The sequence below is a fragment of the Bartonella sp. AA9NXGY genome (genome assembly GCF_042196845.1).
Lineage (GTDB): Bacteria > Pseudomonadota > Alphaproteobacteria > Rhizobiales > Rhizobiaceae > Bartonella.
Window position 1 is genome coordinate 1 of sequence record NZ_JBHIRB010000025.1, and the last position, 14,769, is coordinate 14,769.

At 38.9% G+C, this 14,769-nt stretch carries 14 protein-coding genes and 3 pseudogenes; 1 reads left to right on the forward strand and 16 read right to left on the reverse strand.

Annotated elements, in window-relative coordinates; translation table 11 throughout:
* From ACFIM6_RS08795 to ACFIM6_RS08870, 16 genes and pseudogenes are all read right to left on the reverse strand, one after another.
* Positions 1 to 141, reverse strand: a pseudogene (locus ACFIM6_RS08795) (phage tail protein); the annotation flags it as partial.
* Between the two features lie 880 nt (positions 142 to 1,021).
* A complete protein-coding gene (locus ACFIM6_RS08800) occupies positions 1,022 to 1,525 on the reverse strand; it encodes a DUF6622 family protein (protein WP_074380593.1) in 504 nt (167 codons plus the stop codon).
* Between the two features lies 1 nt (position 1,526).
* The gene (locus ACFIM6_RS08805; protein WP_375612526.1) at positions 1,527 to 2,084 is read right to left on the reverse strand and encodes a hypothetical protein; all 558 of its coding nucleotides are present in this window, start codon (positions 2,082 to 2,084) and stop codon (positions 1,527 to 1,529) included.
* The gene (locus ACFIM6_RS08810; protein WP_375612527.1) at positions 2,072 to 2,869 is read right to left on the reverse strand and encodes a beta-hydroxyacyl-ACP dehydratase; all 798 of its coding nucleotides are present in this window, start codon (positions 2,867 to 2,869) and stop codon (positions 2,072 to 2,074) included. The genes ACFIM6_RS08805 and ACFIM6_RS08810 overlap by 13 nt, the downstream gene beginning before the upstream one ends.
* Entirely contained in the window at positions 2,860 to 3,933 is a 1,074-nt protein-coding gene (locus tag ACFIM6_RS08815) for a citrate/2-methylcitrate synthase (protein WP_375612528.1), read from the reverse strand. The genes ACFIM6_RS08810 and ACFIM6_RS08815 overlap by 10 nt, the downstream gene beginning before the upstream one ends.
* A 94-nt stretch (positions 3,934 to 4,027) precedes the next feature.
* Positions 4,028 to 4,831: a hypothetical protein gene (locus tag ACFIM6_RS08820; protein ID WP_375612529.1), complete on the reverse strand. Its 804-nt coding sequence runs from the start codon at positions 4,829 to 4,831 to the stop codon at positions 4,028 to 4,030.
* 61 nt (positions 4,832 to 4,892) lie between these two features.
* Entirely contained in the window at positions 4,893 to 5,246 is a 354-nt protein-coding gene (locus ACFIM6_RS08825; protein ID WP_375612530.1) for a hypothetical protein, read from the reverse strand.
* Positions 5,247 to 5,365: 119 nt separating this feature from the next.
* Positions 5,366 to 5,845 (reverse strand): class I SAM-dependent methyltransferase, encoded by a 480-nt coding sequence (locus ACFIM6_RS08830; protein ID WP_375612531.1) that lies wholly within the window; start codon positions 5,843 to 5,845, stop codon positions 5,366 to 5,368.
* A gap of 453 nt (positions 5,846 to 6,298) precedes the next feature.
* Positions 6,299 to 6,670, reverse strand: coding sequence for a hypothetical protein (locus ACFIM6_RS08835; RefSeq protein ID WP_375612532.1), 372 nt, complete (start codon positions 6,668 to 6,670; stop codon positions 6,299 to 6,301).
* The gene (locus ACFIM6_RS08840) at positions 6,658 to 7,155 is read right to left on the reverse strand and encodes a hypothetical protein (RefSeq protein WP_375612533.1); all 498 of its coding nucleotides are present in this window, start codon (positions 7,153 to 7,155) and stop codon (positions 6,658 to 6,660) included. Before ACFIM6_RS08840 ends, ACFIM6_RS08835 begins: the two co-directional genes overlap by 13 nt.
* Positions 7,133 to 8,068, reverse strand: a complete 936-nt coding sequence (locus ACFIM6_RS08845) for an AMP-binding protein (protein ID WP_375612534.1) — start codon at positions 8,066 to 8,068, stop codon at positions 7,133 to 7,135. The genes ACFIM6_RS08840 and ACFIM6_RS08845 overlap by 23 nt, the downstream gene beginning before the upstream one ends.
* Before the next feature lie 10 nt (positions 8,069 to 8,078).
* A pseudogene (locus ACFIM6_RS08850) lies at positions 8,079 to 8,741 on the reverse strand (hypothetical protein).
* Positions 8,742 to 8,813: 72 nt separating this feature from the next.
* The gene (locus ACFIM6_RS08855; protein ID WP_375612535.1) at positions 8,814 to 9,806 is read right to left on the reverse strand and encodes a hypothetical protein; all 993 of its coding nucleotides are present in this window, start codon (positions 9,804 to 9,806) and stop codon (positions 8,814 to 8,816) included.
* Positions 9,807 to 10,377: 571 nt separating this feature from the next.
* Positions 10,378 to 12,162, reverse strand: a complete 1,785-nt coding sequence (locus tag ACFIM6_RS08860) for an MFS transporter (protein WP_375612536.1) — start codon at positions 12,160 to 12,162, stop codon at positions 10,378 to 10,380.
* Positions 12,155 to 13,165 (reverse strand): radical SAM protein, encoded by a 1,011-nt coding sequence (locus tag ACFIM6_RS08865; RefSeq protein ID WP_375612537.1) that lies wholly within the window; start codon positions 13,163 to 13,165, stop codon positions 12,155 to 12,157. Before ACFIM6_RS08865 ends, ACFIM6_RS08860 begins: the two co-directional genes overlap by 8 nt.
* Before the next feature lie 32 nt (positions 13,166 to 13,197).
* A pseudogene (locus tag ACFIM6_RS08870) lies at positions 13,198 to 13,398 on the reverse strand (hypothetical protein); the annotation flags it as partial.
* Positions 13,399 to 13,570: 172 nt separating this feature from the next.
* Here ACFIM6_RS08870 and ACFIM6_RS08875 point away from each other — a divergent pair.
* Positions 13,571 to 14,737 (forward strand): tyrosine-type recombinase/integrase, encoded by a 1,167-nt coding sequence (locus ACFIM6_RS08875; protein ID WP_375612538.1) that lies wholly within the window; start codon positions 13,571 to 13,573, stop codon positions 14,735 to 14,737.
* Positions 14,738 to 14,769: the final 32 nt, after the last annotated feature.

Below are 14,769 nucleotides of genomic sequence, written 5' to 3' on the forward strand. Positions count from 1 at the left end.
CGTGCTGGTGGCTTTATAGAGTGGCTTTGCTCCTATATTATTCATGTTTATTGTTGTCGTACCAATATTTATACCACACGCCTTAAAGCGGATAATGATATCGTTTTTATATTTTGCTATTGGAGAAAGCGTCGTCAACGTAAAGGAGAAGTGCAATGCACCTTTACGAGTTTTTTGGACTTCATGATTTTTTATACAACATTATGCCCCCCAAGATTATGTGCCCTTAAGCAGCTACAGTCGTTGATACAATATCCTCAGCAAGCATTTGTTCATCTTGCACATATATTTTTAGTATTTTTAATAATTTTTTTTTGGAAGATTTCTTGGTACGGCACGCGATACATCAGTGCTAACGTTCTCTTAAAAAACACCCAGATAATTAATCAGCTTCAAAAAACAACCTTACCAATGAAGTACTAGCTAGAGGGTTGCATGCACAACGCAATAATGGCACACTGCTTCCCACAAGCGTGCTTCACATATTGCACGCATAGCCTGTACAGAGTCTACCGCTCCTAAATACTCAAACGTAAAAACGTAATGCTACTGGATCGTATAGTGACCGCAGCTGCACCCTTAAACACCGGTTCCTCCCCATATCATAATGCTTGACAAAAGCATCATGCCATCATAGCAACGGCTTTGCGTAGGGGTTCCACAACATAGTTCTATAAATTGTTGACGGCATTGCCAAGCTAACAGTTTTCTTGCCCACCTACGCCAATGAGACCATCACTATCCTCTTTTTGAATCGTAAAACAAAATGATTTCCCATGAGCGATAAACCATCTGCTCAAAGTCCAGCTAGCTCAAACTCATAGCATTCTAAACCTTTAGGCTCGCTCTTCCCCCAAGGGGGTATAGTCAGATATATCACTTCCCTCTCCTATTCACGCGCTGGGATAAAAAAATCTGAAACTACGAGGCAACGCTGCATTTGTATGCAGCGTTGTTGTTAGGAATAAGCTTCTATTGAGATAGTTCTAATGGGAAGTACCCACAGCTAATGGTATAGGGATTAATTTGGATTCTTTCGAAATGCTATATATAAATTTAATGTGCCGCCCCACAACACACCACCAGTAAACCCACTTAAAAGACCAAAAAGAAGGTTAAAATCAAATGCATATTTCAAATCAGGTACAACCTTGAGAAAAACAATCAATGTGAATTTGATGACAAAAGCGATAAGAATAAATGTCAGCGTCAACGGCGTACCAGGCAGAATAATGAAATCCGTTCCCTCTTTGATTTTTAAACGCGCAGTAGCACGCCAGAGCAACCAGCCAACGCCAAAGCCGATCATCAGCCCTGCCAACATTGCGATTGCTCCCCAGCGTGGGAAAGCCAGCTGGTTAATCACATCGCTTGCGCCCAAAAAAAGAAAGACTAACGGCAAGAGAAAAAGGCGGTAAACCTTCGTTTCCCTATCTTTCAATGCGATTATTCCCCTCGCAATGAGAAAAATAAGCAAAATCCAAGCCCATAAAGGGGTTCCGGTCAGAATGTTAAACAATGACATATTATGCTCCATGATGTTTGATGCGATAAAAATATTGCATGATGTTAGGAAGATATTTAGAAAAAAGAATACCAGTACAAATTAAACCCATAGTGATTAACCAAATCTGGGGGGTCCATGTAAAAAAAGCCACTAGAAAACCATTGGCAAAAAAGATGATTACCCAAATACATGTAATATATTTATTGATGAGATAAAATAGGATATGTTTGCGTTTTTCTTCAGAAACACCAGCACTGGCATAAAAAATGGTAAAGGGTTTCTTTACCAGCAAGCTAATCAATGAAACCAGAGCAAGTGACAGATAGCAAAAAACTGTGGGGTAGTTCAGTAAAAGTGTAGACCATCCAGCGAAATAATTAACAAACAGGACAATAAATGTCAGAATGTTAGTAATCATCACAGGTTCTCCCTGCCGGACAATTTTAATATTCACAGCAATAATGAACAATAAAATCACAGTTAAGATGAGAGAGCGTTCGACCAGAGTTAAAACGTTTCCATTGATAACCCAGGAGTAAATACTCCACGGAATAAAAGAGATTATTATGTTAAACATGGCGCATCCTCCTTTTTATATTTGATAGAAAACTTACCGCAAGTGCTTCGTTTTTTAGTTTCCGTATGAATATAAAAAACGCCACCCAGTTCACACTCTGTATCCTGTTTAATGGTCAACTGATAGGTATCTCCCGGATAAACTGCTTCAATGAACTTTACTTTTTTCAGCGCAACAGATGCGATATTTTTCGCCCTACCCTGCGTGGCCAAAGCCAGAACCATCTCAATCAATAGTGAACCAGGACATACGGCGTGGGAGGGGAAATGTTCCTCAAAAAGCGGGTGATGCGCATTAAAGGAAAAAGTACAAGAATCTCCGGTTACGGAAGAAATCTTACATAAATCGCCTAGTAATGGAAGAGCGGCTTTCACAGAACACGAGCTAAAGAAGCAGACCTTACTGACCATGATGATTGCCTGCGCAATAACGGCCTTTCCATTGTCATATGTGCTAGCCTTACAGTGAATACGATAGGCCTCATTAATGCGTTCAATATGTCCTTCAACGCATAACCGATCGCTATCAAAATGGGTGGTAGAGAAAAACTGTTCAACCATAACAGGGAGATAGCGATAAGTGAGATCCGAGTTTTTAGCCACCATGGTGGCGAATCGAACTGAAAACTGATGCAAGGCTTCGAGTAACAAGCCCTGTTTCAAATAGTTATGGGCTAACTCCCAGTGAGAAATATCGATTTGCCCGTAAGCACGCATCGGTGTGATTAAGGTGATACTCTGACATATACCCAAGAAATTTGGCTCGGTGTGATGCTTTATAGCCATAATTGGGAGACCTTTTTATATTTTTCTCTTAAATCCTTTGATGATAAACTGAAGGAATGAGTGCTAAACCGCGCTTGATAGTGCGCGAGAAGTATAGGCATACGACAAACGAAAAAAGCCAACAATCCCAGCTCAGGAGAAGCCCGATGTTTGCTCATGATGCTTGCAATTAGAAAATCGACATTGGGTTGCAGTCCTGTATTGTCCGAAATAGATCGCACAAGCGAACTGAAGGGGCACATAGGCACCTGAAAGCGTGAAAAAAAGAAATCAACCCGGACATCCCATTGCATAATCGGATGACCAAACCTTGGCCAGGGTTTGTCTTTGCAATAATGCGTTACCGCCGCCTTAAGATTCCCGGCTTCAATCTCATGGAGGACACCAGAAAGTCGCATGATAGCATATTTGCAGGCTCCCATATGCACGGAGCCAATGGCACTAAACCCACCGATTAGTGCAGAAATGACGTCGCTCTTGGTACTGGCAATAAATCTTATCGTGGTGGTTGTAGGTGTCACAATACCAAACCCGCCCAGCAGTAGAGACATGCACCGGCAAAGCATATCAATATCCCAGTCGGAAGAAGCTTCCTTGCTAGTTAATACTAACCAAAAAGCACGCTCAAAGGTATTGCAATTTTCGATCTCCGGAAAATCGGAAAACTGTTGGGAAGAGCGCGCCAATGCAATAATCCACGGCATCAGCAAGATAATTTTAAGACAACTACCGTCGCTTACGGGAGCCATGACCTTACCCTGAGCCGCCGAAACCTCAACTTGCGATAATAACATCATAAATCGCTGCGTTAAACTCAAAGATGGCAATGCATTGATCAGTTGATGCATCGCCTGCAGTTTGGCTGTAGGGTTCGTCTTTTGCAGTTCGGCGCTAGCATTCTGAATCAGCCGATCCATCTGTTCTTCATTAAGAAGGTTGCCGGTCAGTGCAAACCATGCGTTCTGCAAATAACGGTTTTCATCGGCAATATCAATCAAATTACATCCACGAATAAACAATACGTTATTATCTAAATCATAATTATCAATAACATCATCTGACATGATTTACTCCTGCTGCTCCGGTGACACGCTATAAAACCTGATGTTGACATTTATCGTATGCGAATTCCCTGATACAATTTCATTACACAAATTATCAAGTTGCATTACAGGACTCCCTTGCGTCATAAACTAGCAGGCATTTCCCTCTGGATGAGAAAAGCAAATCGCTATATTCGACGAGGGTGAGATTAATACGCCCGCGCTTTTTCATATAGGCTTCATAAATATCCGGCAAATGATAGATTTCCTCAGTTAGTTCGGACAAATCAAGGTTGTGAAATACTTCGCAGCAGATTTTAATATCCATAATCTCTTGTCTATCCGCGGATAAAGACAATACAATTTGAACAATCACATCGGGCAACCTTCGATTAATAATTTTGAATATTTTTTCATGGCTAATCAAATTTCCCATGAAATTAAAATCAACAGCATTGCGTTTAATACCTTCAAAATAGAGGTCACCATTTTCAACGGATAATGTGCCCATATCGCCCACGGAATATCTGATAAGTTTGCGCGAGACATCGGGATCCAGCGATGTCACTAGCAGTCCTCTCTTATCTTCATATTCAAAGAAGAAATCATCGCTGAAGAGTAGGTACCGATTAAGCCGCCCTTCGGCGGACATACCAATGAAACCGCACTCCGACAAACCATATAAACCAATTATCCGCAGATCGGCGCCCAGCATCTTGCGCAGATAGTTTTCATGCACGCTCAGCATCGATTCACCAGTAAAGACCACTTTTTTAATTGCCAGTGGAACCCCAAGGCTGAGCATAGCTTCAACGAACTGAACGATGGTGCTGGGCACACCAAACAGTACCGAGAGTCGTATTTCAGCCAGAAACTCGAAATGACTCTTCAGCAGCAGAGCAATATCGCCAACCGGCACAACATGTGCACGGCAATTTTTTAAAATTTCACACGCCAAGTAGTGTAAAGATGAAAACAGATTAATCGTAAACAGGTTGCCAACAACATCCCCTAGGGAAAAAACCTGCCGCGCCGCGCAGGTTACGAATTAAATTGCGCTCTGATGAGCTGATCCCTTCCTTACAGAATTTTAAACGAACGTTGGCCATTTTCATCGCCCCAGTGATGCCACTTGTAGCACTAATCAGCATCGGTAAGTGTTCACCCGCAGAGTCCACTTGAGTCAAAGAACCACTATCACCAGTGATCGAATAAACGCGTGTACTTATCCTAACCAAATCGGGGAAAGCAATGTAATCGAGTGCATGGCAGCCAGTTATTGCCGTTATACGTGGTTGCATTTTTGCATACATTTCAGCACAGAAATAATCCATGATAACTCAGACCTTTTTAATGAAAATTGCACAACCCAGAGCTGCTAGACCTTCTCCACGTGTCACTGTCCAGCTCATCTCACTAAGATCGCAGCCGTATAAAAGATCGGTGATACCGGCTAATGTAAATTTTTCTTCTGTGGACATAGCTGCCACACCGCATTCACGACGTGATTGGTTAAAAATACCAGTGCTGTTTCTTCTGAATCAGCCAAGGGGTCGTGGATGATAATACGACCGCCGCGATCTAAAACACAGCACAACTCCTGTAATCCTTTTTTAGGTTCAGCCCAGTGATGAATTACGGAACGGACATAAATCATTGAAAAGGAGTTATCGGGAAACGGTAAATTGCTGACACTGGCTTCAATGATGTTGAATGCATGCTGGTATTTTAACTCGGTACATTTTTTAACACAAAATTGAACCATACGGGGATCGATATCAACCCCGTAAAAGAAATAGTCTGTGAGTTTTTGGGAGCGGTAAAGCTTGAAAAGCATGTGGCCAGTTCCCATGCCAATATCGAGAATTTTTTCTTCGCAGAAGTAACACCAGATGCTTCTTCCAGAATTCTTTCCATCAAATACGCATTCCACGGTGATGTACCTTCAATAGCATACCTTTCATAGTGCTCAGGGGTGATATTCACCAGTAAATCATTCATCACATATTCCTCTAAATGAAGCTAGTTATGGCATTGCCGTAAACTCGTTAAAAACTAACTGGGTATAGAAACGGTTACGTCCTCATATAAGAGGTCATCTAAAATAATTGATTGCAAACATGCATCCAGCAAAACAACGGTTATCACAGATTGACAAAGATAATAGCAGTTACAAATAAACGTCATCCCTTTAAACACAAATGTATTCCCAACGTACCGAAAAACACATCGCGTCCTGTCATGTTCAACTAAAAAGTAATCATTTATATCAAAAGTACACGCCGAGATGGCGCATAATGCCTTATACAAGCTCTCCATGCAGCTAAATATTGTGGTGCATAGTCGATTATCCAGCACCTGCCCTGCTGGAAAGTCCGCGCATTTTTCACAGTAATCTAGCATAAATGGCCTCGGTAGTTTTTTTCTCAATAAATTCGATATCAACCCCGACAGACTGAATCCGCGGATCATTATTAAGCAACATAATACTTTTACTCCGTCCATGGCTCACAGAACTGTTTGACATCTTTACATCTGGCAAAATCCGTTTAAATATATCGATAAAAAGTACCTTCGCCATTTCACGATGCAATATCATTCTCGATGTACGTCTCGTCGATACAGGCAAATAACGATGAAGCCTATCAATAGCTAAAAAATAGGTATAAAAAGAATGGCTCACAATGCACAGATAATTGTTTGCACGGCGATTAACATACACTCTGCTCATACCATGAGCTTTATCTACATGGTACATTTTATTTTCCCTGTATTTGTCGTGGCAATTTTTCTGATATTTACTTTAAATGCATACTGATACCATTTATCAGTCAATAGTTTAGTAACGACTTTAACCTGCTCACTATTTGCCGACATATCAAGGTTGAGATAAAGATCGCCGTTCTGTGCTTTTGAAAAGTAATGCCTTAAACATCCGGCATACTTAATAATGTCATTTGAGATCAGTTGAACTGGGATAAACTTACCATTGTGTTTAAATTCATTAACGGCTCTGGCTATCCAGTAATAGCATTCGGATTCATCTTTAACAAACAGGTCGCCGGAATCAAACCATTCATCACGCGGCTTTAATTGCAAGGAACTATCAACATAACCATCACACGCGAAAGGCGTTTTATAAAACATACGGCGCACTGAATCAGAAGCATCCGCCCGATCAATGGGGCGCAAATCAATTTTTATATCACTCACCAGAACCTTACCCGGTGCCACAACGCCCATATTTACTGGTTCTTTCAATATCGCGTAGCGAGCAGATCTTATTATGAAACAAGCGCGGTCCGGATTCGGTCTGACCGAAGTTATTCCATAACGTCGTGCATGATGAGAGGATGCCCGATGCTTGTACGGTAAGCAAACGATCGGATGCATTCAAGATATTTTGCACATGGATTCGGCTTTTGGTAAAAATGTCGCTTACTTCCAGCATCCAGTCACCGATTAAAGGCAAGTTGGTAATGCTATAGTGCGAAACGAGTTCAACAATATTACTTATTTGAAATTTTTCAAATACCAGTTTGCTATCCGATAAGAAGGCACATAGCATAGTAGAGAGACCATACATATACTGCACCGGGAAATAACACAATAAGCAATCTTCATTACTTAGTCCAAGAGATTGGCTCACCGCGATGGCATTCTCAATCAGAATATTTTCATGATATTGAATCAACTTCGGCTTACTGGTTGTTCCGGAGGTACAAAAATAGAAATGCGCGCACGGATATGCTGTAAAATCAGCCAGATTTTCGTTCACAGTTGAAAAACAGTGATCAAACGCGATATTAATCCGGTGACTGATGATACTAATATTCCTAACTTCATGGCTCATTACAACAGCCGCAATGCAATTGGCATCAACCAGCATATCAACAATGTCTAAATCATGAATACTGACGATCCAAGCTTTCAATTTTAGCATAGACGCAACAAAATAGCTGATTAGACCTTCGAAATTATTTCTAATCACAAAAACAAACAGCTTATTTTGCTCCTCTTGCGGGTGATCACGAAAATATCTAACTACGGTATCTGCACACCCTTTTGTCATCATGCTGACATCCTCTGCCGAATAATGACTGTGATGATAAATCACTTGCCAGTTTCTTTCTAATAAGGAATATATTGTTAGCATGAGGTGTCCCTTACAGATATTGTGGATTCCCTAAAACCAAGCTGCTTGCGCTACCACCCATACCAAATGAGTTTTTCAATGCATATTTAAGCGGTCGGTACTGATGCTCCCTCACAAGCGCAATGCTAGCAGGCAATTGAGGATCGATTTCATCACAATTCAAAATTTTAGGCAAAACATTGTTCCGAAAAGAAACCAGTACACACAAAATTTCCATCGCACAGGCAGCAGCAATCAGATGCCCGTGCCAAGATTTTGTTGCCACAATCGCTGGGTTGTACGCGCCAAAAACCGTTCTGATTGCGCTGGCTTAGTGCTGATCATTTTGTACTGTCGATGTCCCATGTGTATTCACAAAATCAATAGCGGTACGGTCAATACCCGCATGTTCGATGGCTCGTTCCATCGACAGTTGCATTTCGAGATCATCTTTATGCGGCGCTACAATATGCTGTGCGCAAAGTGCACCGCCGTAACCCAATAAATAGGCCAACGGCTCACGCTGCCGCGCCAGTACGTTAGATAATTTTTCAATAACGAACAGACCTGCGCCCTCCGCTAAAACAAATCCGCTGCGATGCCGGTCAAAAGGCCGCGAACGCCGTGGTCCACTGTAGTTTTGATCAGTCGATATCACTCCCATTTCTTCTAATCGCGCAAGATCATGAGACAAGCACCATATCGTTCTTCCATCGGTATGTCCTATATCTATTCACGAAACATAGCTGCTTCAGAGTGGGAAATACTATATATTTGTAGCAATTTCTTTTAATTGATTCATATCAAAATACAAATCCGATACCTTTTGGCAAAATTTATCAAGATAAATAAACAATTCATCAGAGAGAGATATCTTTTTTTCTCGAATTCTCATTAAATCCTCAGTTTTATTATTTAACGGATGCGCTTCAAAATTACTTGCACGATTTCCTGCTAATTTGGTAGGCATATAATGATTTATGATGTTACAAAAACTACAATCTAAAGGGCCTGAAACATTACTTCCAACCATACCAACGTAGTTATTTTTATTCTCAAAACACTTATATAATTCTTTAATATTACTTGCAAATGGCTTATAGACAAAATCATTATAGCCATATTCGTGAATTTTTTCATAACCACATTTCACGAATGTCTCATCAGCGATATTTAAGAAACCCAAATCTGGAATTTTTGAAGGAAATTTCACAGGCTGTTCTATTCCAAACAAATTATTCTTATCTATCCTATCAATAAAATAATTCCACTGCTCAAAATTAATACTTGCATTGAAATCAATAATAAATTTTACATTTTTGTTTTCATTAACAATTGCAATTGTATCATCCAAATACTGATTCGATGATTTCAATTTTATCAAATCGTAATTACGTATCTCATCATCAATAATTGCACCTATTCCTATCGTTTTAATAGATTTCTTTAATCCAGAATTAATAATTTTAGCCATTTCAACTTTTTTAAAAAAATCTTCCAACCCAAAGAAATAGCTTAAAGAATTTGCAAAGTGTTTACTTTTATTTATTGATCGTTCATTTACAGATTTTATAAAATCGTCCGGCATTTCTCCGTGACTAGGTGACAATGGCAACTCCATAGCAAAGGGCGAAATAACTTTATCCTGAGCAGTAAATAAAATTATCAGTTCTGTTTTTTCAACTAACACACCAGAAGAACTGTGAAAAGAATCCGATAGTTTATATTTATTGGTGTAAACTCTGATGCGTATATCCATATTTTATCTCACAGCCAAAAAAAAAATCCCGTATCATATTTAACTGAAATCTATTCTCATACTTTTTTCTATTTTCAAAATTAACTAAAATGAACTCGGGAGTAGCGATACGTATTAGAGCTAACACTTCTGCCAAATCGAATCTCTCCGATAAAGTAATCGTCACACTATATGGTACGCTATCTTTTTTCATACATTCTATGTTACGCACCCACGTTTGTTTATATTTTTTACTGTCTAGATTTCTTATCTCTGAAATAACATCTGTGCCTATTTGTATCCCTAAAAAGAACGGATTACTCTTTAATAGCTTCAAATATGGTTGAATATAGATGTGCCCCCTGTTGCAATCCGAAAATATTTTTTGCAAATGAGACACATACAAGTATATTTATGAAGTAAATCATAATCGAGCTCAAAAGGCTCTCCACCAGAAAGAATAATAAAATCAGATTTTATGTCATTTATTGTATATAAAGATTCAGGCAACACGTCATCTCTCACCATATATTCCATCGAATACGGACAATGATTGCAGCCCGCACTGCAATTTTCATTACAAATTACAATATTATCGCCCATGAAATTTCTTATTCAAGTTCATATAATCCAATACTAATTGTTTCATGAAAATATTTTGGTATAGAGAAAGATCAGAAATTTTTTTAGCCACAAACGCTTTTATCATTGGTAAAGCTTCATCCTTTGATATAGACAGCAAATGAGAAATATAGTCTATCCGTTCTTCTAAATTGAGAGATAATCTTGGACTGGTGAAAAATGTTAAGATATCCAATTCCGGACTGGCTTCTTGACATAAATCCCAATCCACTACCATAAAAGAACTATCAGAAGTAACAATGATATTATCAGGATGTAAATCTCCATGTGATAAGATTATATTCTTGCTTAATCGATCTTGAAAGATCTTATTGATTTGATCAATAATCGCCTTTTGATGTAGCAAATCCATTTGGCTCAATACAGTACCCCGGATAAACTCCCATTCGACTATTTCATCGCAAAGTGTTATCAAATTTGGTGCAGGATAGAGACTTTGTCGAAAAGAGCCATCCTTGATGTTTTCATTAATGCACGATGCTTCCGGATAAATTTGCCCATAGCAAAACTCTTGATGCTTGCGTTTCAAGAAATGTTGTTTTGACGATTGTGCATTTTCAGGCTGTAACCAAATGATTTCTTGTTTTCTGACAAAAATAATTAAAGCAGACACCCCAAAAATCACAGCCATAATCACTGCCAACCACAAATTAGCTTGCCAGAATGTTGAAAAAACATGACCGTATAAAAAACTGAATGCAAAGGATACAACAGCTGTAATAATGGCTGTAAATGATAAAACAGTCGCGATAGCTTTGGGATCAATCAGTGAATTTATAAGAAGAGACGACAGATAAGATCGATAAGCAGATTTAAAAACACATAGCAGTAAAAATCCTAATATAAGAGCCGCAATGATTTGAAATGACATGAGAAAAAAAGCAATGGTTACCATACAACCAATCATTAAGACGGGAAAAATAGGATTTTGAAACTTTGAAAAATACTTCTGAAACAATATATTGGAACTTGCTGAAAAAAAATTCCCAATGATAAAAATAATCGAAACCAAAATAGCAGGTTGAAATGGCAAAAAATCAGAAAATGCGATAGAAACAGTTCGATTATTAACCAAAATAGCAAAAGCTGAAACTGCACTTAAAAAAACAAGAGTGAAGCGATAAGGGTTTTTGACTTCTTTACGGCTGGCGCACATAACTGTGAAAATACTCGGATGAGCGTTGATATGAAAACTATCTAATCCCTTCGTCAGTTTTGAAAACATAAAAATAGCAAAAATTAATGAAAGGATTTGAAAAATTACAGGCAATGCAGGATGCACATAATAAAGTATTCCCCCTAAAAAAATAAGTACCGTTGTCACACTATAGGTAACAGCAGCCACTTCGGACTTAACGGAAAACAGTGTGCGATGCTTTGGTACTACAGAAAAGAGTAAACTATCTTCCGCACCTGAGAAACAAGCGGCCGCTAATGTGATACACAACAAATAAGTGGCGTAAGCAAAATATGCATAATTCATAAAAAGAGCTAAAAAACCGCAAAGAAAGAAAAACAGCCCAGTATAAATAACGCGCTTACTTCCATAAACATCTGATAATAAACCCAAGGGGACTTCTAAGATCAAAGGAAGCAATAAAAAATAACTACCGATTAAAACAATATCCGCTTGCGACAAATGCAATTTTTCCGACAAAAAAAGTGGTAAAACAGCAACCACTAGAGCAGTAGACTTGCTAACGCTATAAATCTTAAATTGCTTAACCTTATCCACAAAATACCTTCCCACGACATCCGCTACATGCGCCAGATTCTTTCAAAGATTTTAAAACGCTTTGAGCAGACCAATCTATTGCCTCATAATTTTGTAGATTCCCAAAAGCTTCTGAATAAAAGCAATTTTTTAAATCTCCATTATAGTCCAATACCAAGGATGAAAATGGAAATAAACACATTAACGGCGACGAAACGTACGCAGAATTTTCGCCTAAGTAATAATTAATACAATTTACAAAATTTTGTGACGTCCATGAGATTTTCCTTTCTTGGAACTTTTTATCTATATAAATCTGGAGGGGGGATTCTTTCCTTGATAATTCATCTCTCAAATGAAAAAGTGAGGCGTTTGGCGGAAGAATTTTGTTGCTTAAAGCCTTAGATCGATCCTTTGTATTATTGTTTCTAGAAAAACAAAATGACGACGTATCGAGCGGGTTAAATCCGATATAATCGACATCTTTGCTTATACAAAAATCGATAAAATTAATAATATTTTCTAGAATCTCTTTAGTAACTGTCGCTCTTATTCCTATACTTTGCAGAGGTTGAAGATTCTTAACTGTTTCAATGTTTTCCCACACGCGATCAAATTTATTCGCCCCCCGTATATCATAATATCCTTGGACACTAGTCGAATCCATAGAAATAACAATTTCTTTTATGTCATACTGTGAAATCCATAAATTTTTATGCAATAAGATGCCATTGGTATTTAATTCAACAGGCAGACCTAGTTCATTCAACGTTAATAAAATATCTTTAAGCCTCGGATGCATTAAAGGTTCTCCCCCAGAAAGCATCACTGAGGCAGCTCCTTTTTCTTTCAACATTCTAAATAAGGGTATTAAACTTTCTGGAGTATGCCAATTTTTTTCCTTAATCTTCCAGCAATCGCACATGATACAAGGGCTATTGCAATTCTGGATAATATGTATAATAGGTGTCACAGGTGCCCATAATTTTTTAAGATCAAAAATCGAATCTGACGCACTAATCAAGTTTTCCTTCTTTAAAAGAAAACCATTCTTTTCTAGTTCTCTGATAAACGCAATGGAGAGAGAATGAGTTGAATCTGATAGGCTTTATCCGGCGTGGGATAAAGATGTAATTTCCTATCAAAATAACTGTAACAAACCGGCGTTCCTTGCTGCTCTGATGATAACAAAGGCTCTAAAGAAACATGGTCCTTACACTCCAATGCAAACTTATGATGTTGATCAGAACTCAGATAACACATTGATTTATAATGATAATATAGCGTTATTCATATTGAATTAGAATCCCGAATAACGTAAGATTCTCTCATTTCAAATCTGTTTATCTTGAATCAACTAAAACCACTCATTTGTACATAACAAGTGGGATGAGTGTATGGATAAAATTTGTATAAGAAAGGACTAAAAATGGCTCTTATGAACCGTCTTAATGCAAGAGCTGTCGCAACATTGGGAGCTGGCAAATATAATGATGGTGCCGGCTTGTTACTTCATAAGCGTAAAGATGGAGGTGCTCAATGGATTTACCGTTTTACCATTCATGGGCGGCGCCGTGAAATGGGCTTGGGTGCCTTGAGAGATGTCTCTTTAAAACAAGCCCGTGAATTGGCAACTGGGTGGCGCTCTGTTCTTCGTGAAGGTCGTGACCCCATTAAAGAACGCAATAAACAAAAGCGTGAGGCAATAAGTAATCTCCATTATTTAAAAGATATCGCGTTGGATGCTTTTGAAAGCCGTAAAGCTGAACTAAAAGGAGATGGTAAAGATGGGCGTTGGTTTTTACCCTTAAAACTCCATATTCTCCCTAAATTAGGCTGTCTACCCGTTTCAGAGATTACTCAAACAGAGATACGCGATACCCTTGCCCCTATTTGGCATACAAAAGCTGGAACTGCTCGAACAGCACTAATGCGTCTTAATCTTTGTCTCAAACATGCGGCTGCATTAGGGTTAGATGTTGATTTACAAGCAGTAGAAAAAGCACGCGCTCTCTTAGGCAAACAACGTCATAAAAAACAAAGCTTACCAGCCATGGATTGGAGAGATGTGCCGGCTTTTTACCAATTTCTCTGCAAAACAACAACTATAAAACATTTAGCTTTGCGTCTGCTTATTCTGACAGGCGTTCGTACTTTTCCTTTATGTCATATCCATAAAGATCAAGTTGATGGGGATATATGGACAATCCCTGCTGAGAATATGAAAGGCAAGCGTGATGCCACAACAGAGTTTCGCGTGCTCCTATCATCTGAAGCAATAAAAGTAATTGAACAAGCCCGCTGTATCTCTAAAAGTGATTTCATCTTTTCACTTACCGGTCGTGGTCCTCTTTCACATACGATGATGGCGGCGTATATGAGAAAAAATAAAATTGAAGCCTGCCCCCATGGTTTTCGCTCTAGTTTACGTGATTGGCTCGCTGAAACAACCGATGCCCCCTATGAGGTCGCTGAAACTATTCTAAGTCATACAGTTGGCGGCAAAGTAGAGCGTGCCTATCGTCGTACTGATTATCTAGAACAGCGCCGTGTTTATATGGATAAATGGGCGGCTTATGTCACGGGTCAATCTTAAGATATGGGGTGAATAACCCCATTATCTGTGGA

Excerpts from the sequence above, each read along its gene's own strand:
- ACFIM6_RS08800 (WP_074380593.1), bottom strand. The coding sequence starts at position 1,525 with ATGTCATTGTTTAACATTCTGACCGGAACCCCTTTATGGGCTTGGATT.
- ACFIM6_RS08805 (WP_375612526.1), bottom strand. The coding sequence starts at position 2,084 with ATGTTTAACATAATAATCTCTTTTATTCCGTGGAGTATTTACTCCTGG.
- ACFIM6_RS08810 (WP_375612527.1), bottom strand. The coding sequence starts at position 2,869 with ATGGCTATAAAGCATCACACCGAGCCAAATTTCTTGGGTATATGTCAG.
- ACFIM6_RS08815 (WP_375612528.1), bottom strand. The coding sequence starts at position 3,933 with ATGTCAGATGATGTTATTGATAATTATGATTTAGATAATAACGTATTG.
- ACFIM6_RS08825 (WP_375612530.1), bottom strand. The coding sequence starts at position 5,246 with ATGGATTATTTCTGTGCTGAAATGTATGCAAAAATGCAACCACGTATA.
- ACFIM6_RS08835 (WP_375612532.1), bottom strand. The coding sequence starts at position 6,670 with ATGTACCATGTAGATAAAGCTCATGGTATGAGCAGAGTGTATGTTAAT.
- ACFIM6_RS08840 (WP_375612533.1), bottom strand. The coding sequence starts at position 7,155 with ATGGGCGTTGTGGCACCGGGTAAGGTTCTGGTGAGTGATATAAAAATT.
- ACFIM6_RS08845 (WP_375612534.1), bottom strand. The coding sequence starts at position 8,068 with ATGCTAACAATATATTCCTTATTAGAAAGAAACTGGCAAGTGATTTAT.
- ACFIM6_RS08855 (WP_375612535.1), bottom strand. The coding sequence starts at position 9,806 with ATGGATATACGCATCAGAGTTTACACCAATAAATATAAACTATCGGAT.
- ACFIM6_RS08875 (WP_375612538.1), top strand. The coding sequence starts at position 13,571 with ATGGCTCTTATGAACCGTCTTAATGCAAGAGCTGTCGCAACATTGGGA.